The 25,481-nt window shown below is 67.5% G+C and carries 22 protein-coding genes and 1 other RNA gene; 9 read left to right on the forward strand and 14 right to left on the reverse strand.

Annotated elements, in window-relative coordinates:
- The first annotated feature begins 16 nt into the window (after positions 1–16).
- The gene (locus HGK58_RS09920) at positions 17–742 is read left to right on the forward strand and encodes a DUF4191 domain-containing protein (protein ID WP_168627419.1); all 726 of its coding nucleotides are present in this window, start codon (positions 17–19) and stop codon (positions 740–742) included.
- A gap of 3 nt (positions 743–745) precedes the next feature.
- Here the strand turns inward: HGK58_RS09920 and HGK58_RS09925 are convergent, their stop codons facing one another.
- Positions 746–1,162, reverse strand: a complete 417-nt coding sequence (locus HGK58_RS09925) for an RDD family protein (protein ID WP_168627420.1) — start codon at positions 1,160–1,162, stop codon at positions 746–748.
- Between the two features lie 151 nt (positions 1,163–1,313).
- Here HGK58_RS09925 and glnA (HGK58_RS09930) point away from each other — a divergent pair, with 151 nt between their 5' ends.
- The 3 genes from glnA (HGK58_RS09930) (at position 1,314) to HGK58_RS09940 (ending at position 4,276) form a co-directional block, all read left to right on the forward strand.
- On the forward strand, positions 1,314–2,738 hold the full coding sequence (glnA, locus tag HGK58_RS09930; RefSeq protein ID WP_168627421.1) for a type I glutamate--ammonia ligase: 1,425 nt from the start codon (positions 1,314–1,316) through the stop codon (positions 2,736–2,738).
- A gap of 69 nt (positions 2,739–2,807) precedes the next feature.
- Positions 2,808–3,284: a transporter substrate-binding domain-containing protein gene (locus tag HGK58_RS09935; RefSeq protein WP_193510063.1), complete on the forward strand. Its 477-nt coding sequence runs from the start codon at positions 2,808–2,810 to the stop codon at positions 3,282–3,284.
- A complete protein-coding gene (locus HGK58_RS09940) occupies positions 3,281–4,276 on the forward strand; it encodes a cation diffusion facilitator family transporter (protein ID WP_168627422.1) in 996 nt (331 codons plus the stop codon). Before HGK58_RS09935 ends, HGK58_RS09940 begins: the two co-directional genes overlap by 4 nt.
- 89 nt (positions 4,277–4,365) lie before the next feature.
- On the opposite strand, the gene HGK58_RS09945 is transcribed toward HGK58_RS09940, so the two are convergent.
- The 3 genes from HGK58_RS09945 to glnA (HGK58_RS09955) form a co-directional block, all read right to left on the reverse strand.
- Positions 4,366–5,742, reverse strand: a complete 1,377-nt coding sequence (locus HGK58_RS09945) for an HNH endonuclease signature motif containing protein (protein ID WP_168627423.1) — start codon at positions 5,740–5,742, stop codon at positions 4,366–4,368.
- 114 nt (positions 5,743–5,856) lie between these two features.
- Positions 5,857–8,778, reverse strand: coding sequence for a bifunctional [glutamine synthetase] adenylyltransferase/[glutamine synthetase]-adenylyl-L-tyrosine phosphorylase (locus HGK58_RS09950; protein ID WP_168627424.1), 2,922 nt, complete (start codon positions 8,776–8,778; stop codon positions 5,857–5,859).
- A 6-nt stretch (positions 8,779–8,784) separates the two neighbouring features.
- Entirely contained in the window at positions 8,785–10,125 is a 1,341-nt protein-coding gene (gene glnA, locus HGK58_RS09955; protein ID WP_168627425.1) for a type I glutamate--ammonia ligase, read from the reverse strand.
- Positions 10,126–10,172: 47 nt separating this feature from the next.
- On the opposite strand from glnA (HGK58_RS09955), the gene HGK58_RS09960 reads away from it, so the two are divergent.
- The 3 genes from HGK58_RS09960 (at position 10,173) to gdhA (ending at position 14,236) form a co-directional block, all read left to right on the forward strand.
- Complete coding sequence (locus HGK58_RS09960) at positions 10,173–11,903, forward strand: NAD+ synthase (RefSeq protein WP_168627426.1); 1,731 nt, start codon at positions 10,173–10,175, stop codon at positions 11,901–11,903.
- A 54-nt stretch (positions 11,904–11,957) separates the two neighbouring features.
- A complete protein-coding gene (gene panB / locus HGK58_RS09965; RefSeq protein ID WP_168627748.1) occupies positions 11,958–12,791 on the forward strand; it encodes a 3-methyl-2-oxobutanoate hydroxymethyltransferase in 834 nt (277 codons plus the stop codon).
- 95 nt (positions 12,792–12,886) lie between these two features.
- Positions 12,887–14,236 (forward strand): NADP-specific glutamate dehydrogenase, encoded by a 1,350-nt coding sequence (gene gdhA, locus HGK58_RS09970; RefSeq protein WP_168627427.1) that lies wholly within the window; start codon positions 12,887–12,889, stop codon positions 14,234–14,236.
- On the opposite strand, the gene HGK58_RS09975 is transcribed toward gdhA, so the two are convergent.
- Together HGK58_RS09975 and HGK58_RS09980 are read right to left on the reverse strand one after the other, a co-directional pair.
- Entirely contained in the window at positions 14,233–15,075 is an 843-nt protein-coding gene (locus HGK58_RS09975) for a DUF3097 domain-containing protein (protein ID WP_168627428.1), read from the reverse strand. The two genes, gdhA and HGK58_RS09975, sit on opposite strands and share 4 nt — an antisense overlap.
- A gap of 9 nt (positions 15,076–15,084) precedes the next feature.
- Positions 15,085–15,255: a methionine aminopeptidase gene (locus tag HGK58_RS09980; protein ID WP_168627429.1), complete on the reverse strand. Its 171-nt coding sequence runs from the start codon at positions 15,253–15,255 to the stop codon at positions 15,085–15,087.
- Between the two features lie 31 nt (positions 15,256–15,286).
- Between HGK58_RS09980 and map the strand changes: the two genes are divergently transcribed.
- Both map and ppgK read left to right on the forward strand, forming a co-directional pair.
- Entirely contained in the window at positions 15,287–16,171 is an 885-nt protein-coding gene (gene map, locus HGK58_RS09985; RefSeq protein WP_168627430.1) for a type I methionyl aminopeptidase, read from the forward strand.
- Positions 16,168–16,947, forward strand: a complete 780-nt coding sequence (ppgK, locus tag HGK58_RS09990) for a polyphosphate--glucose phosphotransferase (protein ID WP_168627431.1) — start codon at positions 16,168–16,170, stop codon at positions 16,945–16,947. The genes map and ppgK overlap by 4 nt, the downstream gene beginning before the upstream one ends.
- Before the next feature lie 10 nt (positions 16,948–16,957).
- On the opposite strand, the gene rnpB is transcribed toward ppgK, so the two are convergent.
- The 8 genes from rnpB to HGK58_RS10030 form a co-directional block, all read right to left on the reverse strand.
- Positions 16,958–17,325: RNase P RNA component class A (gene rnpB / locus HGK58_RS09995), an RNA gene on the reverse strand.
- A gap of 42 nt (positions 17,326–17,367) precedes the next feature.
- On the reverse strand, positions 17,368–17,790 hold the full coding sequence (locus HGK58_RS10000; RefSeq protein ID WP_168627432.1) for a reverse transcriptase-like protein: 423 nt from the start codon (positions 17,788–17,790) through the stop codon (positions 17,368–17,370).
- The gene (locus HGK58_RS10005) at positions 17,790–18,530 is read right to left on the reverse strand and encodes a hypothetical protein (protein ID WP_246865498.1); all 741 of its coding nucleotides are present in this window, start codon (positions 18,528–18,530) and stop codon (positions 17,790–17,792) included. The genes HGK58_RS10000 and HGK58_RS10005 overlap by 1 nt, the downstream gene beginning before the upstream one ends.
- Positions 18,531–18,554: 24 nt before the next feature.
- Positions 18,555–19,385 (reverse strand): Nif3-like dinuclear metal center hexameric protein, encoded by an 831-nt coding sequence (locus HGK58_RS10010; protein WP_168627433.1) that lies wholly within the window; start codon positions 19,383–19,385, stop codon positions 18,555–18,557.
- Positions 19,386–19,389: 4 nt separating this feature from the next.
- Positions 19,390–22,218, reverse strand: coding sequence for a cytosine permease (locus HGK58_RS10015; RefSeq protein WP_168627434.1), 2,829 nt, complete (start codon positions 22,216–22,218; stop codon positions 19,390–19,392).
- 107 nt (positions 22,219–22,325) lie between these two features.
- Complete coding sequence (locus HGK58_RS10020; RefSeq protein ID WP_168627435.1) at positions 22,326–22,604, reverse strand: hypothetical protein; 279 nt, start codon at positions 22,602–22,604, stop codon at positions 22,326–22,328.
- Between the two features lie 90 nt (positions 22,605–22,694).
- Complete coding sequence (locus tag HGK58_RS10025) at positions 22,695–24,584, reverse strand: patatin-like phospholipase family protein (protein ID WP_168627436.1); 1,890 nt, start codon at positions 24,582–24,584, stop codon at positions 22,695–22,697.
- Between the two features lie 85 nt (positions 24,585–24,669).
- On the reverse strand, positions 24,670–25,419 hold the full coding sequence (locus HGK58_RS10030) for a hypothetical protein (protein WP_168627437.1): 750 nt from the start codon (positions 25,417–25,419) through the stop codon (positions 24,670–24,672).
- Between the last annotated feature and the right edge of the window lie 62 nt (positions 25,420–25,481).

Raw genomic sequence — 25,481 nt, forward strand, 5'->3', positions numbered from 1 at the left:
GCCCTATCCTTGAAGCATGGCGCGAAGCGAGAAAGCCCCCAAGGCTCCGAAACCCCAAAAGGAGCCAGGCCGGCTCAAGCAGATGTACCAGGTGTACAAGATGACGCGCCGGGAGGATCCCGGCTCGGTCTGGTACATGCTCGCTGGCTTCGTGCTGCCGCTGCTCCTCGCCATCCTGCTCGGCGTGCTGCTGTCGCGCGACAGCATCTTCGGGCTCATCATGTGGGTTCTGGCCGGCATCCTCGGTGGCCTTCTCGGCTTCATGATCGTGCTGGGCCGCCGCGCCGAGCAGGCCGCGTACAAGCAGATCGAGGGGCAACCCGGCGCGGTCGGTGCGGTGCTGAAGAGCTCACTCCCCCGCGGCTGGACCGGCAGCGAGATGCCGGTCGCCATCAGCCCGCGCACTCAGGACGCCGTCTACCGCGCGGTCGGCAAGGGAGGCGTCGTGCTGATCGGCGAAGGCCCAGCGTCGCGCACCCAGCGGATGCTGGATGACGAGCGCCGCAAGGTGGCCCGCATCCTCCCCAATGTGCCCATCCACGTGCTGCACGTCGGACCGGACATCGACTCCGTGCCGCTTGCGAAGATGTCGAAGAAATTCAAGCGCTACAAGAAGGCGCTGAACCGGGCAGAGATCTACGCGGTCAGCAACCGCGTGAAGTCGCTGTCGAGCAAGGGCACCAACCTGCCGATCCCGAAGGGCATCGACCCGACCAAGGTGCGCGCACCGCGCCCGCGCTGACGCTCAGACTCGCACCAGGACGGTGCCGGCAGCCAGGTCGTGAAGGCCGCGCTGGTCGTGGTCCCAGATCACTGCCGGGATCACCAGGCACAGCAGCATTGTGCGCACGACCGGCCGCCACACGCCGATCCAGCCCGTCTTCACCGGCACGACCCGCATCCCGAACACGAGATGCCCGATGCTGCCGGCCGCGAGGATGATGAACAGCACCTGCAGGCCGGCGAAGATCCACAGCGTCACCCACGGATCGCCACCGAAAAAGGCGAGCGAGATGATGTAGCCGGGGATCCAGTCGACCACGAGCGCCCCGATGCGGCGCCCGAGTCGGCCCACCGAGCGGGGTCCGGATGCGGGGAGACCGAGCCGCTTCCCCGGCCAATCATCGGAGGTGTCAGGGGAAGTCGGGGGTACGCTGGCCATCAGACCATCCTAGGAGCGCGCCGCGAAGGGCCCGTTCGCGGATGCGAAACACCGCCGAAACATTTGCGACACGGTTGCGAAATCGCCCGCGCATACCCTCGTTTTCATCAGCACTGCGACCGCCCACGCACAAGAAAAAGGAGTGCACTGCATGTTCCGCGATCCCTCGGAAGTCCTGTCGTTCATCAAGGAGACGGACGTCAAGTTCCTCGACATCCGCTTCACCGATCTGCCGGGCGTGCAGCAGCACTTCAACATCCCCGCGTCGACCGTGGACGAGGACTTCTTCACCGTTGGGCAGCTTTTCGATGGCTCGTCCATTCGCGGTTTCGCGAGCATCCACGAATCGGACATGCAGCTGATCCCGGATGTGTCCACCGCCTACATCGACCCCTTCCGCGTAGAGCGCACGCTCATCATGCTCTTCGACATCCACAACCCCCGCAATGGCGAGGTGTACGGGCGCGACCCACGCCAAGTGGCTAAGAAGGCCGAGAAGTACCTCGCCTCCACCGGCATCGCCGATACCGCGTACTTCGCCCCTGAGGCGGAGTTCTACATCTTCGACGACGTGCGGTACGAGACCAAGCAGAACCAGAGCTACTTCTATGTCGACTCCAGTGAGGGCGCGTGGAACTCTGGCCGGGTCGAAGAGGGCGGGAACCTAGCCAATAAGACGCCGTTCAAGGGCGGATACTTCCCGGTCAGCCCCGTCGACCAGCACGCGGACCTGCGTGACGACATCGTGCTCAAGCTCGAGGATGCGGGCCTTCAGGTGGAGCGCTCGCACCACGAGGTCGGCACGGCAGGCCAGGGTGAGATCAACTACCGCTTCGAGACGATGGTGCACGCGGCCGACGACATCCTGAAGTTCAAGTACATCGTCAAGAACACCGCCACCGAGTGGGGCAAGACCGCGACCTTCATGCCGAAGCCGCTGTTCGGTGACAACGGATCGGGCATGCATGTGCACCAGTCGCTGTGGAGTGGCGGTGAGCCCCTGTTCTACGACGAGACCGGCTACGGCGGGCTCTCCGATATCGCTCGCTGGTACATCGGCGGCCTGCTGAAGCACGCGCCCGCGCTGCTCGCGTTCACCAACCCGAGCATCAACAGCTTCCGGCGGCTGGTCCCGGGCTTCGAGGCTCCCGTCAACCTGGTCTACTCGGCTGGCAACCGCTCGGCCGCTATCCGGATTCCCATCACCGGCACCAACCCGAAGGCCAAGCGCATCGAGTTCCGTGCACCGGATGCCTCCGGCAACCCGTACCTGGCGTTCGCCGCCCAGCTCATGGCCGGAATCGACGGCATCCGGAACAAAATCGAGCCGCTCGAACCCATCGACAAGGACCTCTACGAGCTGCCGCCAGAGGAGGCCCGCAACATCCCGCAGCTGCCGGGGTCGCTTGCTGAGGCGCTCGAGGCGCTCGAGGCTGACAACGACTTCCTGACCGCTGGTGGAGTGTTCACGCAGGATCTCATCGAGACCTGGATCGCGTACAAGCGCGAGAAGGAGCTTCTGCCCCTCGCGCAGCGCCCTCACCCCTACGAGTACGAGCTGTACTTCGGGGTGTAGCCCGCGGCGGCTGGGAACTCGGCGCGATCTCACGGCGGTTGTTAGACCGGCGTGACTACTGTGGCCGGCATGCGTCGATCATTTCTCGCACTAGTGCTGGGAGTGGCCATCGCGTCGATGACCGGATGCACGTCGATCCCGGCGGACCCTGATGGGACCTTGGACCGCGTAACGGGCGGTGAGCTGCGCGTCGGCGTCTCCCACCATCCACCGTGGGTCGTCGTACCGGAATCCGGTGAGCCCGCTGGGCACGAGGCCGACCTCGTACGGGAGTTCGCGGAAACGCTTGATGCCAGCGTTGAGTGGGTCGCTTTGGGCGAGGAAGCGCTGATGCTCCACCTCGAGAACGGACGCCTCGACCTCGTGATCGGCGGACTGACATCGGATACGCCGTGGACAGATTCTGCCGGCGTGACCCGCCCCTACCGCGAGTCCACCAACGATCTCGGGCAAACGGTGCAGCACGTCATGGCCGTTCCGCTCGGTGAGAACGCGTTTCTCGTCGAGCTGGAGACCTTCCTTCACGAGAACGGAGAAGGACCGTGACACGTCGGTTCGGCAGGACCGAGCTGCCGCCGGAACTCCAGGACGTGCTGAAGCGAGCCATCCGGATCGAGTGGATCACCATCTGCTTCCTTGTCGTGACGACGATCCTGTTGGGGCTCGTGCTCGGAAACTCGCAGGCGATGAAAGCCGCGTGGCTCGAGGACCTGCTCTCGCTCGCGCCGCCGATCGCGTTCCTGGTCGCGGTGCGTGTCGTCAACCGGCCACCATCTGCCCGCTATCCGTACGGGCACCACCGTTCGATTGGCGTCGCGCACCTCGTTGCCGCTGTCGCGCTGACCGCGGTCGGAACGTTCCTGATCGTCGATTCCCTGAGCGGTTTGTTCCGGGCGGAGCATCCGACGATCGGGTCGGTCGTGATCTTCGGCCAACAGGTGTGGCTGGGCTGGCTCATGATCGGCGCACTGTCGCTGACGGTGGTTCCGCCGATCATCTTGGGTCGGATCAAGATGGAGCTCGCCGAACAACTCCACGACAAGGTGCTTTACGCCGACGCTGACATGAACAAGGCCGACTGGATGACCGCGGCGGGGTCGATGCTCGGCGTGTTCGGCATCGGGCTGGGCATCTGGTGGGCGGATGCCGTCGTCGCGACGCTGATCGGCTGCAGCATCCTGTGGGACGGGTACAAGAACCTCAAGGCAGCGATCACCGATCTCGTCGACTCGCGCGCGACGACCGTGGACGATAGCGCGCCGCATCCGCTGATCCGTGAGGTCAACACCTACCTGCGGTCACTGCCGTGGGTAGAAGCGGCCGGTGCGCGCGTGCGGGACGAGGGTCACGTTCTGCACGTCGAGGCGTTCGTTGTGCCCGAAAGAGGGAAGGTGCGGCTCGAGCAGCTTCTGGAAGCGCGCGACGGATGCATCGACCTCGACTGGAAGATCGAGGACATCGTGATCGTGCCGGTGGGGCAGCTACCTGAAGAGGTCGGCGGTCCGAGCCGGGAGCGGCAGAGCGAGCGGAGCGGCTGAGGACGGGTTTCGAGACGATCGCTGCGCGATCCCTCAATCAGCGATTCCCGCGATCCCGTGGGCCGGCGGGTCCGTCACCAGCGTCAAGCTCAGTTCCAGCGGGCGGGGTGGTCGGTGGCGGTGACCCCGTTGGGGCTGGTCCACTCCAGCACCCCGGGGGTGACCTGCTTGACCTTCCAGGCGCCGATCGACTTCAGGGTGTGGTGGCCGCGGCACAGGTTGGCCAGGTTGTCGATCTCGGTCTTCCCGTCGTGCTGCCACTCTTCCGTGTGGTCCAGGTCGGTGCGCCACGGCGATGCGTTGCAACTGGGGAATCGGCAGCGGCCGTCTCGCCAGCGCAGGTAGCGGCGCATCTTCGCCGACGGCCGGTAGGAGTCCACCGCCACCGTCATCCCGGACACCGGGTGGGTGATCAACCGCACCAGCTGGTCGGCATCCGCCGCCAGCCGTCTGGCGGTGTCCATGTCGATCGGGCCGCGCCCGGCCATGCTGGCCGGGCCGGCGCTCTCGTCGCCGGCCAGGGCGAGGGCGGGGATCACAATCGCCACCTCGCCGCGGATGCCGACCCCGGCCCGGTGCGGGGCGTCCGGGTCGCCGTCGGGTTGTCCGGTCAGCAGCAGCTCGGTCAGCAGGTCGGCGCGCAACTGGTCGCGGGTTCGCGGGTCGCCGGTGTCGGTGACCGCCTTGGCCTGCTTGGTCAGCCGGTCCCAGATCCCCTCCGCCAGCACCGTCGGCAGCATCGCGGCGACCTGGGACATGCCGTCCTCGCACTCGGTCACCCACACCCGACGCTCCTCGCGGGCCTTCTTGTGCCGTTCCTCGAACGGGGTGGCACCCAGCCGGGCGGCGGTCAGCTGCGCGAACCGGTCCAACCGGCCCGGAGTGACCTCCACCGCCCGCTCCAACACCACCTGCTCGTACTCGGCGCGGGCCTCCGGGGTGCCGAGGTTCAGGCCGCGGTCCAGGATCACCCGGGCATGCCCGAAGCCGATCGCGCCGCACTGCAACGCGTCCAATGTTTGCGGGAACTGGTGCACCAGCGAGTAGGCGGTGCCCACCCGGGCGTCCACCGTCCGGTCGGCCAGCCGAAGCATGACCGCCAACTCGCTCACCATCCCCCGCAGCGCCAGATCCCGATTCCTGAACGTCGGACCACCATCGGCCTCGGCAAGTTCCGCCAGCTCCGCCAGCACCCGCTGCTGCTTGGCCAGCGCCCGATCCTGCACGTACTGCGGCTCCAGCACCTCATCCAGCAGCGACTGGCGGTGTCGCTCCTCGCCCTCCGTGCCCGGGAAGAACCGGTCCGCCTCCCACGCCGCGACCTGCGGGTCCTCGAACGGGCCATACCTCGCCAGATATGCCTCTTTGATATCCGCGGTGCGATCCCGACCCAGCCACGCCTCCCAGTCCTCGTAAGCCCGAGCATCAAGCTCCGTAGGCTCCGGATAGGGGGTCGTGGTGTTCATATTTCCACTGAACAACCCACCACCGACATTGCAAACGACGCGGCGGACGGGGTGTGGATAACTCTTCCAAAAGCCATGCTGATGCTGGTTTCGAGACGATCGCTTCGCGATCCCTCAACCAGCAGGTGACGCGGCGTAGAAGGTGCGCTCGAAGACCTGCCGCGCCCTCCGCGTCACGCGCAGGTAGTCGTCCTCCAGCCGGCTCGCCGAGCCCGCTGGGTACCTCAACAACCGGGCTACGCCCTCCAACTGCACCCTGTCCACTGGAAGCACGTCCGACGTCTTCGACGTCCACAGCATCAGCGCCGACCGCGTCCGCGAGGCGAACAGCCACGCCTCGCGCAGCACCCCAGCGTCTTCGGCCGTCAGCAGACCAGCTTCGACAGCAGCCTCCAGCGCCCCCAGCGTCGACGTGATGCGCAAGGACGGCACCTCTGCAGCCTGCGTGAGCTGCAGTAGCTGGACAAGCCACTCGACGTCACTCAGCGACCCTCGCCCGAGCTTCAGGTGCCGGGTCGGGTCTGCGCCCTGCGGCAGCCGCTCCGCCTCCACGCGCGCCTTTATGCGCTTCACCTCGCGGATGTCCTGTTCGCTCAGCCTCTCCGGGTACCGCACCTCGTCGGCCACGGTCTCGAACCCGCGCAGCAGCTCAGCGTCCCCCGCCACGCCACGAGCACGGAGCAGCGCTTGCGCCTCCCAGGTGAGCGACCAGCGCTCGTAATAGGCGCGATATGCGTCAAGCGAGCGCACCACCGGGCCGTTGCGACCCTCTGGGCGCAACCCGGCGTCGAGTTCCAACGGCACCGAGAAGTCTTCGGTCAGAGCGCCCAGCGCGCGCACGAGCTCGCCAGCGCGCACCCTGGCCGCCTCAGGCTCCGCGCCGGCCGGCCGATACACGTACAGCACGTCGGCGTCAGAGCCGAAGCCCAGTTCGCGCCCCCCGTACCGTCCCATTGCAATCACCCCGAACTCGATGCCGTCGGGTTCCGTCCGGGCAATGCGCAGGGCGCTCCGGATCGCCGCGGTCATCACGTCGGTGAGCGCGCGCCCCAGCTCCTGGACGCTCAGCAGCCCTAAGATGCTTGCAATCGCCGCCCGCAGGATCTCCCGGCGACGCACCGTGCGCACCCCGGCCGCCGCCGCATCCGGATCGTCGCCGTGGCGGCTGATGATCGCCTCGCCCTCCTCGATCAGCTGGTCGAGGGTCCGCGGTGCGAGATCCGCATCCACTTCGAGCCAGGCAACCGCCTCGGGGATGGTGAGAAACAGGTCGCTGACGAAGCGCGAACTCGCCAGCACCTGCGTCAGGCGATGCGCCGCGCCGGACGAATCACGGAGCATCCGCAGGTACCAGTGCGATTCCCCCAGGCGCTCGCTCAGTCGCCGGAAGACGAGCAGCCCATGGTCGGGATCGGCGCCGTCGGCGAACCATTGCAGCATGACAGGAAGGAGGTTGCGTTGGATGATCGCCCGGCGGGAGATCCCGGCGGTCAGTGCTCCGATGTGCCGCAGCGCGCCGGCGGGGTCGACGAAGCCGATGGCCGCGAGCCGCGCGACCGCCTGATCACTTGTCAGCGCGAAGTCCTCGTCAGGCAGCGCGGCAACGGCCGACAGCAGCGGCCGATAGAACAGCCTCTCGTGCAGGCTTCGAACCTGGGTCTTGGTGCGCTGCCAGCGCGCGGTGAGCTCCGGCTCGTTCGCCGCGACCCCGGATGCGCGAGCGAGCACGCGCAACGCTTCGGGGTCGCGCGGCATCAGATGGGTGCGACTGAGTCCGGCCAGCTGAAGGCGATGCTCGAGCAGCCGGAGGAAGCGGTAGTGGTCAGCGAACTCGGCCGCCTCCGCACGTCCGATGTAGCCGTGCTCCGCCAGCGCCTTCAGCGCCGGCAGGGTGGCGCGCTGACGCACCTCGGGGTCGGTCTGCCCGTGCACCAGCTGCAGGAGCTGAATCGTGAACTCGATGTCGCGCAGTCCGCCCGGTCCGAGCTTCAGCTGAACATCCCGCTGCGCGGCGGGGATATTGGCCGTGACCCGCTCACGCATCCCCTGCACCGATTCGACGAAGTTCTCGCGCGACGCGCTCGACCAGACGAACGGGGCGACGCTCTCGCAGTAGCGCGCCCCCAGCTCTCGGTCGCCAGCAAGCGGCCGGGCCTTCAGCAGCGCCTGGAACTCCCAACCTTTCGCCCAGCGTTCGTAATAGGCGATATGCGACTCGAGGGTGCGCACCAGCGCTCCGTCGCGCCCCTCCGGCCGCAGGTTCGCGTCGAGATCCCACAGCGCGGGCTCGCTCGACGGGCCGCTCAGGATGCGCGTGAGCGCCTTGGCCAGGCGGGTACCGAGCTCCACCGCCCGGTCGCCGGTCAGGTCGCCGGATGCCCGGGCCACGTAGATCACGTCGACATCGCTCAGATAGTTCAACTCGCGCGCGCCGGCCTTGCCCATGCCGATCACTGCGAGGCGAGTGGCGGCGAGCTCCTGCTTGTCGCCCGCAACGCTCGCGCGGGCAACATCCAGCGCGACGTCCAGAGCGGCGCCGGCCAGGTCGGCGAGCGTCGCGGCGACGGAGTCGACCGCCGCGATCGGATCCTCCTGCTCGACATCCCACGCCGCGATCCGCGCGAGTTCGCGCCGATACCGCACGCGCAGCGCGTCCACGGCGGCCTCTGGTGCGCTGCCCTGCACCCCAGCGAGCAGGCTCGCGTGCAGGCTCTCGGCATCCGGTAGTCGCTGCACCCGACTCGACAGCACGTCCAGCTCGTCCGGGTGCCGCTCGAAGAACCCCGCGAGTCCCGCCGACGCGCCGAGGACTCGGATCAGCCGAGCCGCGGCATCCGAATCCGCCAGCAGGGCATCCGCTCCGCCACCGTGCTCGCGCAGCCGCAACAGCTCACGCAGCGCCTGGTCAGGGTCGGCCGCGCGTCCGAACAGCGCATGCAGCGTCGGCTCGACCTGCTCCAGCAGCCGCTGCGCCCCACGCAGGTCGCTGAACCCAAGCCGAGCCAGGTCGGTAAGCGACGTGCGACCGCGCGACATGGCCTGTTAGAGGGCGTGCAGGTTCGTGCGCAGTTCGTACGGCGTCACCTGGCTGCGGTACTCCGCCCATTCGCGACGCTTGTTCTTGAGCACGTAATTGAACACCTGCTCGCCCAGCGTCTCGGCGACCAACTCCGACTCCTCCATGAGTGAGATGGCGCTGTCGAGACTGGTCGGCAGTGGCCGGTAGCCGAGTGCACGCCGCTCGGAGTCGGTGAGCTCCCACACGTTGTCCTCCGCCTCTGGCGGCAGCTCGTAGCCGTTCTCGATGCCCTTGAGACCGGCGGCCAGGATGACCGAGAACGCCAGGTACGGGTTGGCTGCGGAGTCCAGCGCGCGGTACTCGACGCGCGAGCTCTGCCCCTTGGACGGCTTGTACAGCGGCACCCGGACGAGCGCCGAGCGGTTGTTGTGCCCCCAGCACACGAAGCTGGGGGCTTCGTCGCCGCTCCAAAGGCGCTTGTACGAGTTCACGAACTGGTTGGTGATTGCGGTGATCTCCGGCGCGTGCTTCAGCAGCCCGGCGATGAACTGACGACCGATCTTCGAGAGCTGGTATTCGGCGCCGGCCTCGAAGAACGCATTGGTGTCGCCCTCGAACAGAGACGCGTGGGTGTGCATCCCGGATCCGGGCTGCCCGATGAGCGGCTTGGGCATGAAGGTGGCGTACACGCCCTGCTCGATCGCAACCTCTTTGATGACGGTGCGGAAAGTCATGATGTTGTCGGCCATGGTGAGCGCGTCCGCGTAGCGCAGGTCGATCTCGTTCTGGCCGGGGCCGCCTTCGTGGTGGCTGAACTCGACCGAGATGCCCAGGTCCTCGAGCATGCGCACGGATGCCCGGCGGAAGTCGTGAGCGGTGCCGCCGGGAACATTGTCGAAGTAGCCGGCAGAGTCGACCGGCGTCGGCTGGCCATCCTTTCCCAGCTTGGAGCTCTTCAGCAGGTAGAACTCGATCTCCGGATGCGTGTAGAACGTGAAGCCGCGCTCTGCTGCCCTCTCGAGGTTGCGCTTGAGCACATTACGCGGATCTGCGACAGCTGGCTGGCCATCCGGCGTGCTGATGTCGCAGAACATGCGCGCGGTGGCGTCTTCCTCGCCCCGCCACGGCAGGATCTGAAAGGTCGCCGGATCCGGATGCAGCAGCACATCCGCCTCGTACGCGCGCGTGAGGCCCTCGATGGCGGACCCGTCGATTCCGACGCCCTCTGCGAACGCTCCCTCGACCTCAGCCGGGGCGATAGCAACAGACTTCAGTGTGCCTATGACATCCGTGAACCACAGTCGTACGAACTTGACGCCGCGTTCCTCGATAGTGCGCAGAACGAAGTCTTGCTGCTTGTCCATGAGCTCCTCATTATCGGCCCCGCGTAACCGCTATTAGGCTACTGGCTATGCCACGACTCCGCTTGGCGCTGGCCCAGACCAACCCCGTTGTCGGGGACATCACCGGGAACTCGGCCCAGTTGCGTGCAGCGGTGGCGAAAGCGGCCGAAACCGGTGCCGACCTGGTGGCGGCCGGTGAGATGGCGATCACCGGGTACCCGATCGAGGACCTGGCGTCGCGCCCTGCCTTCCTGCGCGCCTCACGCGAGGCGGTGGGCGACCTGGCCCGGCAGCTCGACGAGGACGGCTACGGCGACCTCGCGGTCGTTGTCGGGCATCCGGATGGTCCGTTCGAGCCGCGACTTCTCGGCACGTCCAACGCACCGACCGCGATCGCCAAGAACTCGGCGAGCGTGCTGCAGCACGGCAAGGTGGTTGCCGTCTATTCGAAGCACCACCTGCCGAACTATGCGGTGTTCGACGAGTACCGCACCTATATCCCTGGCGACGAGCTGCTCGTGCTGCGCATCAAAGGCGTCGACGTCGCGCTCATCATCTGCGAGGACCTCTGGCGCGACGGCGGACCGGTCGGTCGGGTGCTGGAAGCGGATGCCGGACTGCTGCTGGTCATCAATGCGTCGCCGTTCGAGCGCGACAAGGACGAGGTGCGGCTGCCGCTGGTCACCCGGCGTGCCACCGAGACAGACACGATTGTCGCCTACGTCAACATCGTCGGCGGTCAGGACGACCTGGTGTTCGACGGCGACAGCGTTGTGGTGGACGAGGCCGGGACAGTCATCGCGCACGCGCCGAAGTTCGCCGAGCACCTGCTGGTTGTCGACGTCGATCCGGCCGCGGCGACGGATGCTCCGCTTCCGGCCGGTGTGCGTCGTGTCGAGCTTGCCGCCTCCCAGCGTGCACAGCCCGCCCGCGAAGCGGACCACGCCGAACCGTCGGATGACACCGAGGACATCTGGAACGCCCTCGTGCTCGGGGTGCGCGACTACGTCAACAAGAACGGCTTCCGCAGCGTCATCATGGGCCTGTCCGGAGGGATCGACTCTGCAGTATGCGCTGCGGTGTGTGTCGACGCCATCGGCGCCGATCGCGTGTACGGGGTCGGCATGCCGAGCGCCTACAGCTCCGATCACTCGCGCACCGACGCGGACGTGCTCGCCGACAACCTCGGACTGCACTACAGCGTCGAGGCCATCGCCGACCTGGTTGCACCGGTGGAGAGCCAGCTCGCCCTCACCGGCGTCGCCGCGGAGAACCTGCAGGCCCGCATCCGGGCCCTCATCCTGATGGGCAAGTCCAATATGGATGGGCATCTGGTGATCACCACCGGCAACAAGACCGAGGTGGCGGTCGGCTATTCGACCATCTACGGCGACTCCGCCGGCGGGTACGCGCCTCTGAAGGATGTGCCCAAGACGCTCGTGTGGGCGCTGGCCCGGTGGCGCAACGACTTCGCCGCCGCGCGCGGCGAGACCCCGCCGATCCCGGAGAACTCGATCACTAAGCCCCCGAGCGCCGAGCTGCGCCCCGGCCAGGTCGACCAGGACTCGCTGCCGCCGTACGAGCTGCTCGACGGCATCCTGTACTCCTACATCGATCAGCGGATGGGACTGGACGACATCGTCGCGGCCGGGTATGACCGCGAGACGGTGGAGGCGGTCATCCGGCTCGTCGACCGGTCCGAGTGGAAGCGCAGGCAGGGCGCGATCGGGCCCAAGGTCAGCGCGATGGCGTTCGGGCGTGACCGGCGCATGCCGATCACCATGCGACAGACTTGGTAGCTCGTTTTCCCGCTCTCGCGAAACGCCCGCTATAGGCTGACGTTCGTGACTTCAATGACGGATCCGACACCGGCCGAGACTCAAGCGAAGCTCAAGCGGGTGCGCACGCGGCACTTCCAATCCGCGAAAGAGAACGGCATCAAGATCCTGGGCCTCACCAGCTACGACTTCCTGAGCGCGCAGATCTTCGACGAGGCCGGCGTCGACTTCCTGCTCGTCGGCGACTCCGCCGGCAACAACGTGCTCGGTTACGACACCACACTCCCGGTCACGATCGACGAGCTCATTCCGCTCACACGGGCCGTCGCCAACGCCGCCAAGCGCGCGTTCGTGATCGCCGACATGCCATTCGGGTCCTACGAGACCGGTGCCGACGAGGCGCTGCACTCGGCGTTCCGCTTCATGAAGGAGACCGGCGCACACGCCGTCAAGCTCGAGGGCGGCGAACGCAGCGCCGAGCAGATCCGGCGCATCGTCTCTGCCGGCATCCCGGTGATGGGGCACGTCGGCTTCACCCCGCAGAGCGAGCATGGTCTCGGCGGCCACATGATCCAGGGCCGCGGCGAGGGACTCGAGCAGCTGCTTCGCGACGCGCACGCGGTGCAGGATGCCGGAGCGTTCGCCGTCGTGCTCGAGATGGTGCCCGCAGAATCCGCGGCTCAAGTCACCAAGGAGCTGAGGATTCCGACCATCGGTGTCGGCGCCGGGCCGGATGTCGACGGACAACTGTTAGTGTGGACCGACTGGGCTGGCTTCACGACTGGCCGCATACCCAAGTTCGTACGCAAGTACGCTGACCTCCGCGGCATCCTCACGGATGCGGTCAACAACTACCGGGCGGATGTCGAGAACGGCGCCTACCCCGGCCCCGAGCACAGCTACGAATAGTCACAAATAGCGCTGGAGCTATTGGCGAAGGCCAACTCCGGCCTTCCCGCGCGCAGGACCTGATGGCGAACGCGCAGACACTCGGAAGGCCCCACATGACGATTTCCGTTTCCCCCTACATTTCCAAGGTGTACGACGCCGCCATCGCACGGAACCCCGGCGAACCGGAGTTCCATCAGGCTCTCGGCGAGGTGCTGGAGTCGATCGCACCCGTCGTCGCCCAGCATCCGGAGTATGCGGAAGCGGGAATCCTGGAACGCCTCGTCGAACCGGAGCGGCAGGTCATGTTCCGCGTGCCGTGGGTCGACGACGCCGGCAGGGTGCGGGTGAACCGCGGCTACCGGGTGCAGTTCAACTCGGCGCTCGGGCCGTACAAGGGCGGGCTGCGCTTCCACCCGAGCGTGAACCTCAGCATCATCAAGTTCCTTGGGTTCGAGCAGACCTTCAAGAACGCGCTGACCGGTCAGGGCATCGGCGGGGGCAAGGGCGGCAGCGACTTCAACCCGCACGGCACGTCCGACGGCGAACTCATGCGCTTCTGCCAGAGCTTCATGATCGAACTGACCCGCCACATCGGGCAGTACACCGACGTGCCGGCCGGCGATATCGGAGTGGGCACCCGCGAGATCGGCTACCTGTTCGGCCAGTACCGGCGCCTGATGAACCGGCACGAGTCAGGTGTGCTCACGGGTAAAGGTCTCGGCTGGGGCGGCGCCAACGTCCGCACCGAGGCGACCGGCTACGGCGTCGTGTTCTTCCTGCAGGAGATGCTCGCCAAGCGCGGCGAGACCCTGGAGGGCAGGACCGCCATCGTGTCCGGATCGGGCAACGTCGCGACCTACGCGATCGCCAAGCTGCAGCAGCTGGGCGCGAAGGCGATCACCGTGTCGGACTCGTCCGGCTACATCGTCGACCAGGCCGGGATCGACCTGGAGCTGCTCAAGCAGGTCAAGGAGGTGGAGCGACTGCGGATCTCTGCATACGCCGACCGGCGCCCTGGAGCTCACTTCGTTGCGAGTGGCCGCGTCTGGGAGGTGCCCGGTCAGCTGGCGATCCCCGCCGCTACGCAGAACGAGCTCGGGTCGGATGACGCTGCCGCGCTCATCCGCAACGGCGTCGTGGCCGTGGCGGAGGGCGCCAACATGCCGAGCACACCGGATGCCGTTGAGCTGCTGCAGCAGGCGGGGGTGCTGTTCGCCCCCGGCAAGGCGGCGAACGCCGGCGGCGTGGCGATGTCAGCGCTCGAGATGAGCCAGAACGCCGCTCGCGAGCGCTGGGGTTTCGAGGAGAGCGAAGCGCGCCTGAGCGGCATCATGAGCGACCTGCACGCGGCCGCCTACGACGCGTCGGAGAAGTACGGGCATCCGGGCGACTACGTCATCGGGGCGAACGCCGCTGGTTTCGTGCGCGTGGCCGAAGCGATGCTCGCGCAAGGGCTGATCTAGGCCGTCACGAAGTCGATCAGCTGCTCAACACGACCGAGCAGCGCCGGCTCCAGGTCGTTGAACGTCGACACCCGGCCGAGGATCCGCTGCCACGCGTGCGCGATGTCCGCCTGATCGTCGTGCGGCCAGCCAAGCGCGTCGCACACGCCGTGCTTCCAGTCGATGCCGCGCGGCACAACCGGCCAGGACTCGATCCCGATTCGGGCGGGCTTCACCGCCTGCCAGATGTCGATGTACGGATGCCCCACCACGAGCACGTGCTCCCGGAATGGGCCGCGCATGACCGCGTCGGCGATGCGGCTCTCCTTCGACCCTGCAACCAGGTGATCGGCGAGCACGCCCACCCGGCGTCCGGCATCCGGGGCAAAATCGCGCAGCACCTCATCAAGGTGGTCGATGCCCTCCAGATATTCGACGACAACGCCCTCGACCCGCAGGTCGTGGCCCCATACCTTCTCGACCAGTTCGGCATCGTGCCTGCCCTCGACGAAGATCCGGCTGCCCCTGGCGACGCGCGCCGTGTGATCGGTGACGGCAACCGACCCGGATGCCGAGCGCAGCATCCCCTGCTGTTTCACCGTTGGCAAAATCAACTCCACCGGTTCGCCCTCGAGGAGGAAGCCGGGGCCGAGCGGGAAGACTCGACGCTTCCCGAAGTAGTCCTCAAGCGTCACCAGACGACCCTCGCGCGCGACCACGGCGCCGCTGAATCCGGTCTCGGTCTCCTCGACCACCAGGTCGTCGGTCGCCTCCACCTTCCGCGGCGGAGCCGGGGTGCCGCGACGCGAGAAGTCAGCGAGAACGTCGGAGCTGTAGCGATCGGGACCGAAATCTGTCACCCGACGAGGCTAGTCCTCCGCGGCATCCTCTTCGGCCCATTTCCGGGCGCGTTCGCGAAGGATCTCCGGCGCGCGCGCCGCTTCCTCGCGTGAGGCGAACGGGCCGACTCGATCGGTGCCCAGCGACTGCGGCCCCTCCTCCACCTCGCCGGTGCGATCGTTGTACCACCACTCGGTCATCGTTGCCTCCTGCTTGCGTAAAATCGATCCTATGCCTAGGGACTCCAACGGTCACCTCACGCCCGGACGGATCTCCGGGCTCCGCGCGGTGCCGAAGCACATCGTCCGACCGGAATACGTCGGCAAGCAGGCGCCAACCCCGTTCACCGGCTCTGACGTCTACGAACAGGAGGCGATCGAGCGCATCCGGCACGCGGGTGAGCTCGCCGCTGCTGCCATCCAGACGGTCGGCGAGGCGATCGCGCCCGGCGTCACCACCGACGAGCTGGACGGCATCGGACACGACTTCCTGATCGCGAACGACGCCTATCCGTCGACGCTCGGCTACCGCGGCTTCCCGAAGTCGCTGTGCAGTTCGGTCAACGAGGTGATCTGCCACGGCATCCCGGATGACACGGTGCTCGAGGCCGGCGACATCATCAACATCGACATCACCGCGTTCAAGAACGGGGTGCACGGCGACAGCAACGTGACATTCATCGTCGGCGAGGCCAGCGACGAGGCGACCGCGCTCGTCGAGCGCACACGGGAGTCGCTTCGACGCGCCATGAAGGCGGTCGCACCCGGCCGCCAGGTGAACGTCATCGGACGCGCGATCGAGTCGTACGCCAAGCGTTTCGGCTACGGAGTCGTGCGCGACTTCACCGGGCACGGTGTCGGCGAGGCGTTCCACTCCGGGCTGGTCATCCCGCATTACGACGCCGCGCCGGCGTTCGCACAGCCGTTGGAGGTGGGCATGGTGTTCACGATCGAGCCGATGCTCACGCTCGGCACGCACGAGTGGGATCAGTGGGCGGATGGCTGGACCATCACCACCAAGGACAAGAGCCTCACCGCGCAATTCGAGCACACCCTCGCTGTCACTGAACACGGGGTGGACGTTCTCACTTGGGCGCCTGAAAGAATGAGCGCATGACCATCGCAGTTGGCATCGATATCGGCGGCACGGGAATAAAGGGAGCGGTCGTCGACATCGCCACCGGCGAGTTGCTGACCGAGCGGATGAAGATCGCAACACCGGCAGGCGGGTCACCAAGCGACATCCTCGACACCGTCGAGGAGCTCTTCGGCCGACTCGGCGACGTGGCGACCGAGGTGCCGGTCGGCGTGTGCTTCCCCGCGATCGTGAAGAACGGCGTCACCATGTCGGCGGCGAACGTCTCGAAGGACTGGATCGGCCTGGAGGCGGAGCGGCTGTTCGAGGAGCGCCTCGGCCGCGACATCCACTTCCTCAATGACGCGGATGCCGCGGGCATCGCCGAGGTCGTCTACGGCGCTGCGCGGGATGTTCCCGGGCTGGTGCTGCTCACGACGCTCGGCACCGGCATCGGCACCGCGCTGCTGTACAACGGGGTGCTGATCCCGAACACCGAACTCGGGCATCTGGAGATCGGCGGCGTCGACATCGAGACCGTTGCGGCCGTGTCGGCACGCGAGCGCGAGGACCTCAGCTGGACCGAGTGGGTGGCGCGGCTGCAGCCGTACTACACGCACCTCGAGTTCCTATTCTCCCCCGACCTGTTCATCGTCGGCGGTGGGGTGTCGAAGAGCCACGAGCAGTTCCTCCCGCTCATCACCACCCGCGCACCGATGGTGCCCGCGAGCCTGCGCAACAACGCCGGCATCATGGGTGTCGCGTGGCTGTCTGTGAACGACCACCGCGCGCGCTACCGCGACTCCCCCATCGCCTGAGCGAGAGGGGTGAATGGGCCGGCTGTTACGCCGGGTTCTGTCCGGGTGCCGTTAGGCACCGTGGACGGTCATCTATCTCGGGACTACGTTGCCGCAGCCCTCTAGCGGTCTACCCGGGGACTCGGCGAGCAGCCTCATCGTCCCCTTATTCGACCTTGCTCCTGGCGAGGTTTACCCAGCCGACCCGATCGCTCGGGCCGCTGGTGGTCTCTTACACCACCGTTTCACCCTTACCCCGGGCACAAGGCCCGTGGCGGTCTGCTTTCTGTTGCACTTTCTCGCGGATTGCTCCGGGTGGGTGTTACCCACCACCATGCTCTGCGGAGCCCGGACGTTCCTCGGCACCCTTTCGGATGACGCGACCGTCTTGCCGACCCATTCACCGTTGATTCTACGGTGAGCGGGCAGCCTCCGGTATGACTAATCGTCGAAATCGGTGCGGAGGTCCATGGCCTTGTTGGCCACGGCATCCGCGCGCGAGTTCTGCAGCCGCGGTACCCACTCGAAGCGCACCGGTGTGCCCATGAGCAGGTCGCGGGCCTGCGCGGCGAGCTCCGCCATCGCCGGATGCTTGATCTTCCAGCGCCCGCTCATCTGCTCGACGACGAGCTTGGAGTCCATCCGCACGAGCAGCTCGGCGTCCGGGTCGATCACCAGCGCCCTGCGCACGCCTTCGACGAGTCCGGTGTACTCTGCCACGTTGTTGGAAGCGACGCCGATGTAGCGGCCGACAACGGCGAGGATCTCGCCGGAGTCACCGTCGATGATGACCGAGCCGCTGCCGGCCGGCCCGGGGTTGCCCCGCGAGCCGCCGTCCGCCTCGATGATGAGCCGGCGGCCCATCAGAGGCCGGACTCGCTGGTACGGACCAGGATGGCGTTGCTGGTCGGGCACAGCAGCACGTCATCCGGCGCCGCCGCGCGGATCTCCGCGAGATCGCTCTCGTTGAGCTTCACGCCGCTCGCGCTCGAAACCCCGTACTGCAGCAGGGATGCGCCCGCGCCGTAACGCTCGCGCTGGCGCTCGTACAAGGCGAGCAGGTCATCCGGCACACGGCCGGCGATGGTCTGCCTGTTCGCGTTCGCATGCTGCTGTTCACCCCGGATTCCCTCGAGCGCGGCATGCCGATCGGCCTCTAGCGCTTTGACCTTCTCGGCCACATCGTCGAGCCGGGTGCGCGCTTCGCGCTCGGCGGCCTCGGCCTCCTCGACGCGTTCCATGACCGCGAGCTCGATGTCCTCGAGGTCGCTCTGGCGCTTGCGCAGCGAGGTCAGTTCCGCCTCCAGACCCTGGACGTCCTTCACCGAACTGCTGGCATCCAGCCGCTCGGTGTCGCGCCGGATCCGCGCCTCCACGAGCTCGACGTCGGACTCGATGCGCTTGAGCTCGATCCGGGCATCCTCGAGTGACCCGAGCTTCTCCAGCAGGTCCTTGCGGAGCTCATCGGCTTGCCCGCCGAGTTCGGCCAACGCCGCGTGCTCTGGCAGGGTCTTCGCGCGGTGCTCGAGCTGCGCGAGTCGTGTGTCGATCGCCTGCAGGTCGAGCAGGAGCGCCTGGATTTCCGGGCTCGCTTTCAACGCCATCTGTCTCGGGCTCGCTTTCTCTTCTTACTGGACAATCGCAAAATCCCACGGATCGGTGCGCAGCTCGCTCACCGTGATCTGGGTTCCCGGCAGCTCCCGCCGCAGCTCCTGGGCCGCGGCGTCGAGCCACAGCCATTCGCTGGCCCAGTGGGAGACATCGATCAGGGCCGGTCCCCCGCTTAGTTTCGCCTGCTCACGGGCCTCGCTTGCCGGGTGGTGGCGCAGGTCGGAGGTGATGTAGACATCCGCGGACCTGACCGCGCTCTCCGCCAGCAGGCTGTCCCCGGCGCCTCCGCACACGGCGACGGTGCGAACCGGCCGGTCGTACTCGCCGGAGACGCGAATGCCGGATGCCGTGGCGGGCAGCAACTCGGCCAGCGCGCCGGCGAGTCGCCCCAGGGTGGTCTCGGCGGGCAGGTCGCCGACGCGACCGAGCCCGCGACCGGGCTGTTCGCCCGCGACGATGGGCTGCGGCGACACGAGGCCGAGCCCCGCCGCGAGCACCGCAGAAGTGCCGGTCTCGACGACGTCGGCGTTGGTGTGCGCGGCGATCAGCGCGCATCCGGAGCGGATCAAGCGGGCGAGCACCGCGCCCTTGTAGCGGTCCTCGGCGACGCTCGTGACGCCGCGCAGCAGGAGGGGGTGGTGAACGAGCAGCAGCTGGGCGCCAGCGTCGATGGCTTCGTCGACGGTGTCCGGGACCGCGTCAACGGCAAGGTGGATGCGCCAGGTGGGTGCTGCCGGATCACCGGAGAGCAGCCCGGGGGCGTCCCAGACCTCGGATCCGCTGAGCGGCCACAGCCGTTCGACCGCGCGGACGACGTCGGCGAGCGTCGTGGGCGTTGGCTCCGGCATCCCGTCAGTCTAGTTCGGGGGCGGGACTGCGCTCTTGCCGCCGGACCGCCGGGATGCCGGCGACGATGGGGGTGAGCAGTCCGAGGCCAAGCGCGACCAGCACGCCCAGGTCGGTGTCAGCGAGCACACTGCCGTCCGCTACCCCGAACACGCCCCACAGGTAGCCCTCCCAGGCAAGCGCGGGAACGCTCGCGCTGACCAGACCGAGGCCAATGGCCGAGGCGACGACGAGCATGGCCAGGTTGACCCAGTTCACATCCGGGTACACGCCGCCACGATGCAGCAGCGACGTGCTCTCGAATCGCCTGCTCCTGATCATCATCTCGCCGGCGAAGATGCCCGCCCAGGCCGCGACCGGCACCGCGAGGGTTGTCGCAGCGTCCCGCAGGATGAGCGCGACGTCGCCGACGAGGAGGGCGAGCGCGAGCGCGGCGCCGAGCACGAGCACGCCGACGATGGCGGCGGCCGCGGCCCGCGGCATCCGGATGCCGGCCGACTGCAGCGCGAAACCGCCCGAGTAGATGGTCACGATGACGCCGGAGAGCACGCTGAGGCCGACCGCGGCCAACAGCGGAATCGGATACCAGCCGGGCAGCACCGAGCCGAGAGTCTCGAAAGGCTCCTCGACGAGGCCCGAGGCGAGCGATGGATTGGATGCCGCCAGCAACGCCCCGTAGGAGATGAGCACGAATGCGGGGATCATCGCCCCGAAGCTCGACCACAGCATCGATGCTGCGCCGGAACTTCCCGGACGCTGGTAGCGGGCCAGGTCGGCGCTGCTGACAGCCCAGACCAGGCCGACGAAGCTGAAGACGAGCACGGCGCCGGTCACGAGCAGCAGCCAGGAACCATCACCGACGGTGAGCGCCGCCTGGAGGTCGATCTCGGACCAGGTGAGTGAAATGAAGCCGGCGACGAGCACGCCCGCGATGACACTGATCGCGAGTTGCACGGGAGCGATGAGCCCGTAACCGAGGATCGCGATCGCGAGGGCGATGACCACACTCCCGCCAATGCCGATCAGGATGCTGGTCTGCTCGCCGAGGCCGAGAGTGTCGCCGAAGATGCGCTCCACCCCGATGCCGAGGATGACGAGCAGCACCGCACCCCAGAAGACGCGTGTGATGAGCGTGAGGATCGCCGGCAGGATGTTTCCGAGCAGGCCGAAGGTCGCTCGCGAGACGACCATCGCGGGCTGACCGCTCCACTTGCCTGCGAGGGTGCCGAGACCGAGCGGGAGTGCGGAGATGGCCACCCCGGCGAGGGTCGCGACAACGGCCTGCCTCAGGCTCATGCCCAGGCTCAGGATGACCGCCCCCATGACGATGCTGAGCACCGACGAGTTGGCCGCGAACCAGAGCCAGAACAGCCGTACCGAACGGCCGACCCGGTTCTGGATCGGGGTCGGCTCGAGCCCGGCCTGCTCGAGCGAGAAGACCGAAAGCCGGCGTGGCTCGGCGTCGACCGGCAGGATCGGAACCTCGTAGGTCGGCTGCCGCTGCACCGTGACTACCGGAACCGAGTCAACGGATTCCACGGCCTCGCCGGGTTCACCGGGTTCGTTGAAGAGGGTGAAGACGTCGCCGGTGCTCTCGTCCTGCGCGACCTCATCGTCGGGCACATCCGGAGCGGCCAGCAGTGAATCGAAGTCGAACGGACCGGTGGGCGGGTCCGGGATCGGTGGGATCACCGGTTCGACGAGTTCGTGCAGCACCGGGATGTCGAGAGGCTCCTCGGCGGTAGTGGGCTCGGTCTCGGCCGGCTCGACCGTCTCAAACTCCGGCTCGATGGCCCAAAGCTCAGGCTCGGCCGGCGCGAGTTCCGGCTCGACCTCTTCGATCGGCTCGGGCCCCGCCACGGGCTCGGGCTCCGGCTCGCGCGGCTTGGGAGGCATCAGGACCGTGCCAGGCGGCGGCGGGATGTGCACGAACGGCTGCGACAACGGCGCGGGCGCGCTGAGCAGCAGCTGGAGCTGCTCGGGGGTGTACTGCTGGGTGGTCTGGTGAAGCATGGACGGATCCGGATGCGACTCCACCGCCGGCGGAAGCGGCGTTGGTCCCTCGTGGAACGACCGATGCACGCGGTCCACCTCGGCGAGAGCCTCCGGTGTGCCGACGCGGCGCATGGACTCCTCCCAGTGGGCGAGTTCCTCGGCCTCCTGCGCACGCAGCCGCATCTGAGCTTCCAGCTGATGCATCGCCTCGAGGCGCTCGTCGGGTGAGCTCGACTCCGACGTCAGCCGGCCCATCAGCACCTCATCGGGCAGGGACCGGCGCACCGGGGGCGGGAGCAACTCGGTCTTGTCGGGCGCGGCGGGCGCTTCCGGCGCTACGCCAAGGTCGTAGACGACCGTGGGGGCGACGTCCTCATCATCCGGCACCGGCTCGAAGTCGCCGAACACCTGGTGGACGGGCGGCTGGTAGTGGGGCGCAGGCTCGGCGCTGACCTCTGGCTGCGGAACAGGCGCAGCCTCGGCGGCGGGCTCAGCCTCCTCTGCGGGCGGCGCCTCCTCGACGGGTGCGGGCTCTTCGGCAGGCACGAACTCGAATACCGGTTCCCGCACCGGCCCCGGTGTTGACGCTTGCCACGAGGGTGCCGCAACGGGCTGCTCTGCGACCGGCTGCGCGACCGTTTTCGCTGCCGGCGTCTGCGTGATCCGCGCGATCTCCTCGGCGATCGCCGCCGCGAGGTCGTCATCATCCACACCGAGCGCTTCGGCAGCGAGCCGCGGTGAAATCTCCGCGGGTGGGGTGTAGGTCGATCGCCGCTGCGTCGGCAACACCGACTGGGGCTCCGACTGCTCGTCGTCGCCCGTCATGTCCTGATCAACCATGGCCAAAATACTAGAGGCGCAGCGAAGATTCGTCGCCGCGGCGTGCCGAATGAGACCCGCTAGTGACATTCTCCGTCAGCAAGGCTGACAGTGCTCACAACGACCGATCAGAGCAGCAACGCGAGGTCCCCAGCCAGCCGCGGTGCGACGTAGCCGCCGACCCAGACCAACGAGGCGATGAGGAACACTCCGGCGATGGCGGCCGAAACGGCCGCGACTCGCCACACTCTGGGAGCCGGCGGGCGGTGCACGCTTCGCCGCCAGAGCCCGTAGCCGACGGCTGCCTCCGAAACATGTCCCGCGAGCAGCAACGGGACGAACAACAGGATCCCCCACCAGCCTTCTCCCCCGAAGGCGCTTGCGAACGGCGCCAGCAGATCGGCCATTGGTCACCACTTCCTCAACCCTCGATGGAAGCTGAGGTTGCCACGCAAATCTGGAGCGGCGCTGTGAACCCCATTCGGGGGTCATGCGGCTCAGAGCTTCGGAGTCCGGCCCAACGCGCTGAGCGGGCGCGGCTCGTTCACGAGTTCATCCAATGCGCCGTGGTGCCCATTGTTCACCGCGGCCGCCCGGCGGAGGTTCGCGTCGAGCTTCGCAGCCAACTCACGGGACGAGGGGTTCAGGTCGTAGCTTGGCGGGTCCTCCGGGTCAATCCCTAGCACTGCCCTCCCTCGCTTGTACGAGGTCAGGAACGCCGGAAGCGTGCTGAGCAGCGCCCGGTAGCGCACCCACCTGTGGTTGTCCCACCCGGTCTGCGGAGTGTCGCTTCCGAGTCGATAACGCGGCTCGTTGAACTGCCCGACGATGGCGTCGGCCGCCACGGCGCCGCGCGTGGCGAGCCGCTCGATCGTCGCCGAGTCCATGTGCAGGTTCAACCCGCCCTGCGCTCGGGTCTGCAGCACCCGAACGATCCGGTCGCGGTAGCCGGGTTGGTCCAGCCGGGCGTTGTCGGTCCACTCGCGGGCGGTGTCGATGGTCGCGGCCCCGAAGCCGATGATGGCCGAGATCCCGGATGCCGGAATCGCCGTGTACGGGGCGGGCAGAACGTTGTTGTTCCGGGCGAGATCGACGTTCTCGCGTTCGTCGGCACTCTCCGGCCAGTCGGTGCGGAACCGGCCGAGATTGATCGCAAAGGTGGGCCGTGTCGGCAGAGCAGCGTCGAACAGGTGGATCGGAAAGTTGCTGGTGAGCCCTCCGTCGCTGAACCACAGCGACTGGAAGTGCGGCCCGTGGTTCGGATGGTCCGGGTCGGCGCGATGCAAGTGGTCGATGCGCCACAACGGGACCGCGGAGATGAGCACCGGAAAGCTCAACGACATGCGCGTTGCGACGATGACCGGCAGGTGCGCGGCATCCGGAAGCCTCCGCAGCCTAAGGCGGTGGGTCTCGGCGTACTTGTCCTCCTCTCGCCAGCGGGCGGTCTTGCTCGGGGTCGAGGCCGTTGCGGGCGGGGCCGCCTCGAGCGCGTCCATCACAGCGGCCGGGAACAGCCGCCGCCAGACGGCCGGCTCGTAGAAGAAGTTGCACGCCTGCCACGGCAGCTCGTATGGGCGCGACTGGCTGAGGCACGTGCTCATCATCCGCAGGTCGATGGTGCGGTCAGCCACCTCGGTGCTCTCGACATCCGATCCCCACAGGTCGCCGAAGGTGAGCGGCCCATGCTCGGGGCTGAGCCCGGCGAGTTCGTCGATGCGCGCGGTGAGCCAGTCGGTGAGCGCCGGCGCCGTGGATTCGCTGAGGCCGGTGCAGATGCCGAACCCGTTGTCTGGTACGGCGTGAGCAAGCTTGCGATAGATCCGGATTCCCACGGCAACGGCCCAGCCGACGATGAGCAGCACGATGCCGCAGACCAGCAGGGCGACGCCCGTCGGCCAACCGGAGTAGGCGCCGAGCAGGATCGCCGCAGCCCCGGGGAGCAGGCCAAGGATCGTTGCAAGCGGGAATGACCGGACCAAGGCGAGGACGGTGTCGAGCACCCGGTGGCTTCGTCCGTTACGCGAGGCCGGACCGTTGCCCGTCGCCGCCAGGAGAACCGGGAGAAGCGCGCGGGTCGAGCGTTGCGGCTGGAACAGATCGGCGAGACGGCCATCACCGAGCTCGTCGGGGATCTGTTCGAGCCGCTCGAAACCTCCCATTTTCGAATGCCGGCCGAACTCGGCGGCCGCGGCCAGCGCGGCGCCGATCGCCCCGGCGGACGACCCGCCGACGCTTCGGAGCCGGTAGGTCTTCGCCAGCTCTGTCACCGCGCGCGGGTAAACCACGCCTGAAGTGATGCCGCCCTTCATGACGACATCGCACTCGAGCGACGGGTTGGACGCCCGCCAGTTGAACGGGATCGTGTTCTCAGCGTCAACGTCGGTCATGGTTCATGGAACCACGGGGTGCTCACCTTTATGGTGAGAGTTGGCACAGAGCCTCATTTTTGTGGTGAGAGTTGGCTCTGCTGCGTCAGCCCGCTGGCGACAGCGATCCGGACTCGATCGCGCGGCGCGCGTCCCTGATCAGCGAATTCAGCACACCGCACAGCTTGCCTGCGGAGAGCAATCCGGCATCCGGACGCCTGGTGACGTCCTCCATCGCCACGCGGAGCACCTCGATCGTTTCGGCGGTGGAGAGCATAAGTCGCAGGATCGCAGTGTTGCGCTCGAACTCGAGCCGGAACAGGTACTCGTCTCCGATCGCGCCGACGGCGACCATCGGGTGCGTGCCGGTCACCGAGGCGACCCTGGCCGCCGGGTACACGGCGGACAGGAGCGTGTTCACCTCGTTGGCCAGATTGCCATCCGCGACCGCCACGGGCGCGTCGGGGACACCAGCGTAGTCGAGGACTGGCGCCACGAAGTCGGGCAGCGTGGACTCTGGCTCAGACGGAGCGGGAGCCGGCGCCGCGGGGGCGGCAGGCGCGGAAGGCTCGATGGCCAGCGAGGCAGTCGTACCCGGTGCGAGCAGTTCGGCGTACCGCCTGTCGAGCGCGGTCAGGAGCTCGGCATCCTCGACCCCATACGAGTCGGGGAACCCGTGCTGCCGGGCCGCGTAGTGCACGAGCTCACCCAGCCGCAGGTCTGGTCGCTGCTTCCAATGGTCGGCGATGACCGCGAGAACGGCGTCGATGCGCTCCGGCGCTCGGCCCGCGCCGTCGCGGCGAGCCAACTCCGAGGAGCGCACGAGCGCGAGAGCGCTGCGTAGTGTCTCGTTCATTCTGTGATCCTCAGCCTTCGGGTAGCTGTTTGAACGACCACGGACGCCGACGATATATCGGC

Origin of the sequence: Cryobacterium sp. BB307, assembly GCF_012274275.1 — a bacterium.
In the GTDB taxonomy this organism is placed as follows: domain Bacteria; phylum Actinomycetota; class Actinomycetes; order Actinomycetales; family Microbacteriaceae; genus Terrimesophilobacter.

What these genes read in the sequence shown, in the direction of transcription:
- HGK58_RS09980 (WP_168627429.1), bottom strand. Translation starts at nt 15,255, where the DNA reads ATGACCGAGTGGTGGTACAACGATCGCACCGGCGAGGTGGAGGAGGGG.
- HGK58_RS10020 (WP_168627435.1), bottom strand. Translation starts at nt 22,604, where the DNA reads ATGGCCGATCTGCTGGCGCCGTTCGCAAGCGCCTTCGGGGGAGAAGGC.
- HGK58_RS09925 (WP_168627420.1), bottom strand. Translation starts at nt 1,162, where the DNA reads ATGGCCAGCGTACCCCCGACTTCCCCTGACACCTCCGATGATTGGCCG.
- HGK58_RS10010 (WP_168627433.1), bottom strand. Translation starts at nt 19,385, where the DNA reads ATGCCGGAGCCAACGCCCACGACGCTCGCCGACGTCGTCCGCGCGGTC.
- HGK58_RS10015 (WP_168627434.1), bottom strand. Translation starts at nt 22,218, where the DNA reads ATGGTTGATCAGGACATGACGGGCGACGACGAGCAGTCGGAGCCCCAG.
- gdhA (WP_168627427.1), top strand. Translation starts at nt 12,887, where the DNA reads ATGACGATTTCCGTTTCCCCCTACATTTCCAAGGTGTACGACGCCGCC.
- map (WP_168627430.1), top strand. Translation starts at nt 15,287, where the DNA reads ATGCCTAGGGACTCCAACGGTCACCTCACGCCCGGACGGATCTCCGGG.
- HGK58_RS09920 (WP_168627419.1), top strand. Translation starts at nt 17, where the DNA reads ATGGCGCGAAGCGAGAAAGCCCCCAAGGCTCCGAAACCCCAAAAGGAG.
- panB (WP_168627748.1), top strand. Translation starts at nt 11,958, where the DNA reads ATGACGGATCCGACACCGGCCGAGACTCAAGCGAAGCTCAAGCGGGTG.
- glnA (WP_168627425.1), bottom strand. Translation starts at nt 10,125, where the DNA reads ATGGACAAGCAGCAAGACTTCGTTCTGCGCACTATCGAGGAACGCGGC.
- HGK58_RS09935 (WP_193510063.1), top strand. Translation starts at nt 2,808, where the DNA reads ATGCGTCGATCATTTCTCGCACTAGTGCTGGGAGTGGCCATCGCGTCG.
- HGK58_RS09945 (WP_168627423.1), bottom strand. Translation starts at nt 5,742, where the DNA reads ATGAACACCACGACCCCCTATCCGGAGCCTACGGAGCTTGATGCTCGG.
- HGK58_RS10025 (WP_168627436.1), bottom strand. Translation starts at nt 24,584, where the DNA reads ATGACCGACGTTGACGCTGAGAACACGATCCCGTTCAACTGGCGGGCG.
- HGK58_RS10000 (WP_168627432.1), bottom strand. Translation starts at nt 17,790, where the DNA reads ATGGGCCGCCGGCTCATCATCGAGGCGGACGGCGGCTCGCGGGGCAAC.
- HGK58_RS10005 (WP_246865498.1), bottom strand. Translation starts at nt 18,530, where the DNA reads ATGGCGTTGAAAGCGAGCCCGGAAATCCAGGCGCTCCTGCTCGACCTG.
- HGK58_RS09950 (WP_168627424.1), bottom strand. Translation starts at nt 8,778, where the DNA reads ATGTCGCGCGGTCGCACGTCGCTTACCGACCTGGCTCGGCTTGGGTTC.
- HGK58_RS10030 (WP_168627437.1), bottom strand. Translation starts at nt 25,419, where the DNA reads ATGAACGAGACACTACGCAGCGCTCTCGCGCTCGTGCGCTCCTCGGAG.
- HGK58_RS09960 (WP_168627426.1), top strand. Translation starts at nt 10,173, where the DNA reads ATGCCACGACTCCGCTTGGCGCTGGCCCAGACCAACCCCGTTGTCGGG.
- ppgK (WP_168627431.1), top strand. Translation starts at nt 16,168, where the DNA reads ATGACCATCGCAGTTGGCATCGATATCGGCGGCACGGGAATAAAGGGA.
- glnA (WP_168627421.1), top strand. Translation starts at nt 1,314, where the DNA reads ATGTTCCGCGATCCCTCGGAAGTCCTGTCGTTCATCAAGGAGACGGAC.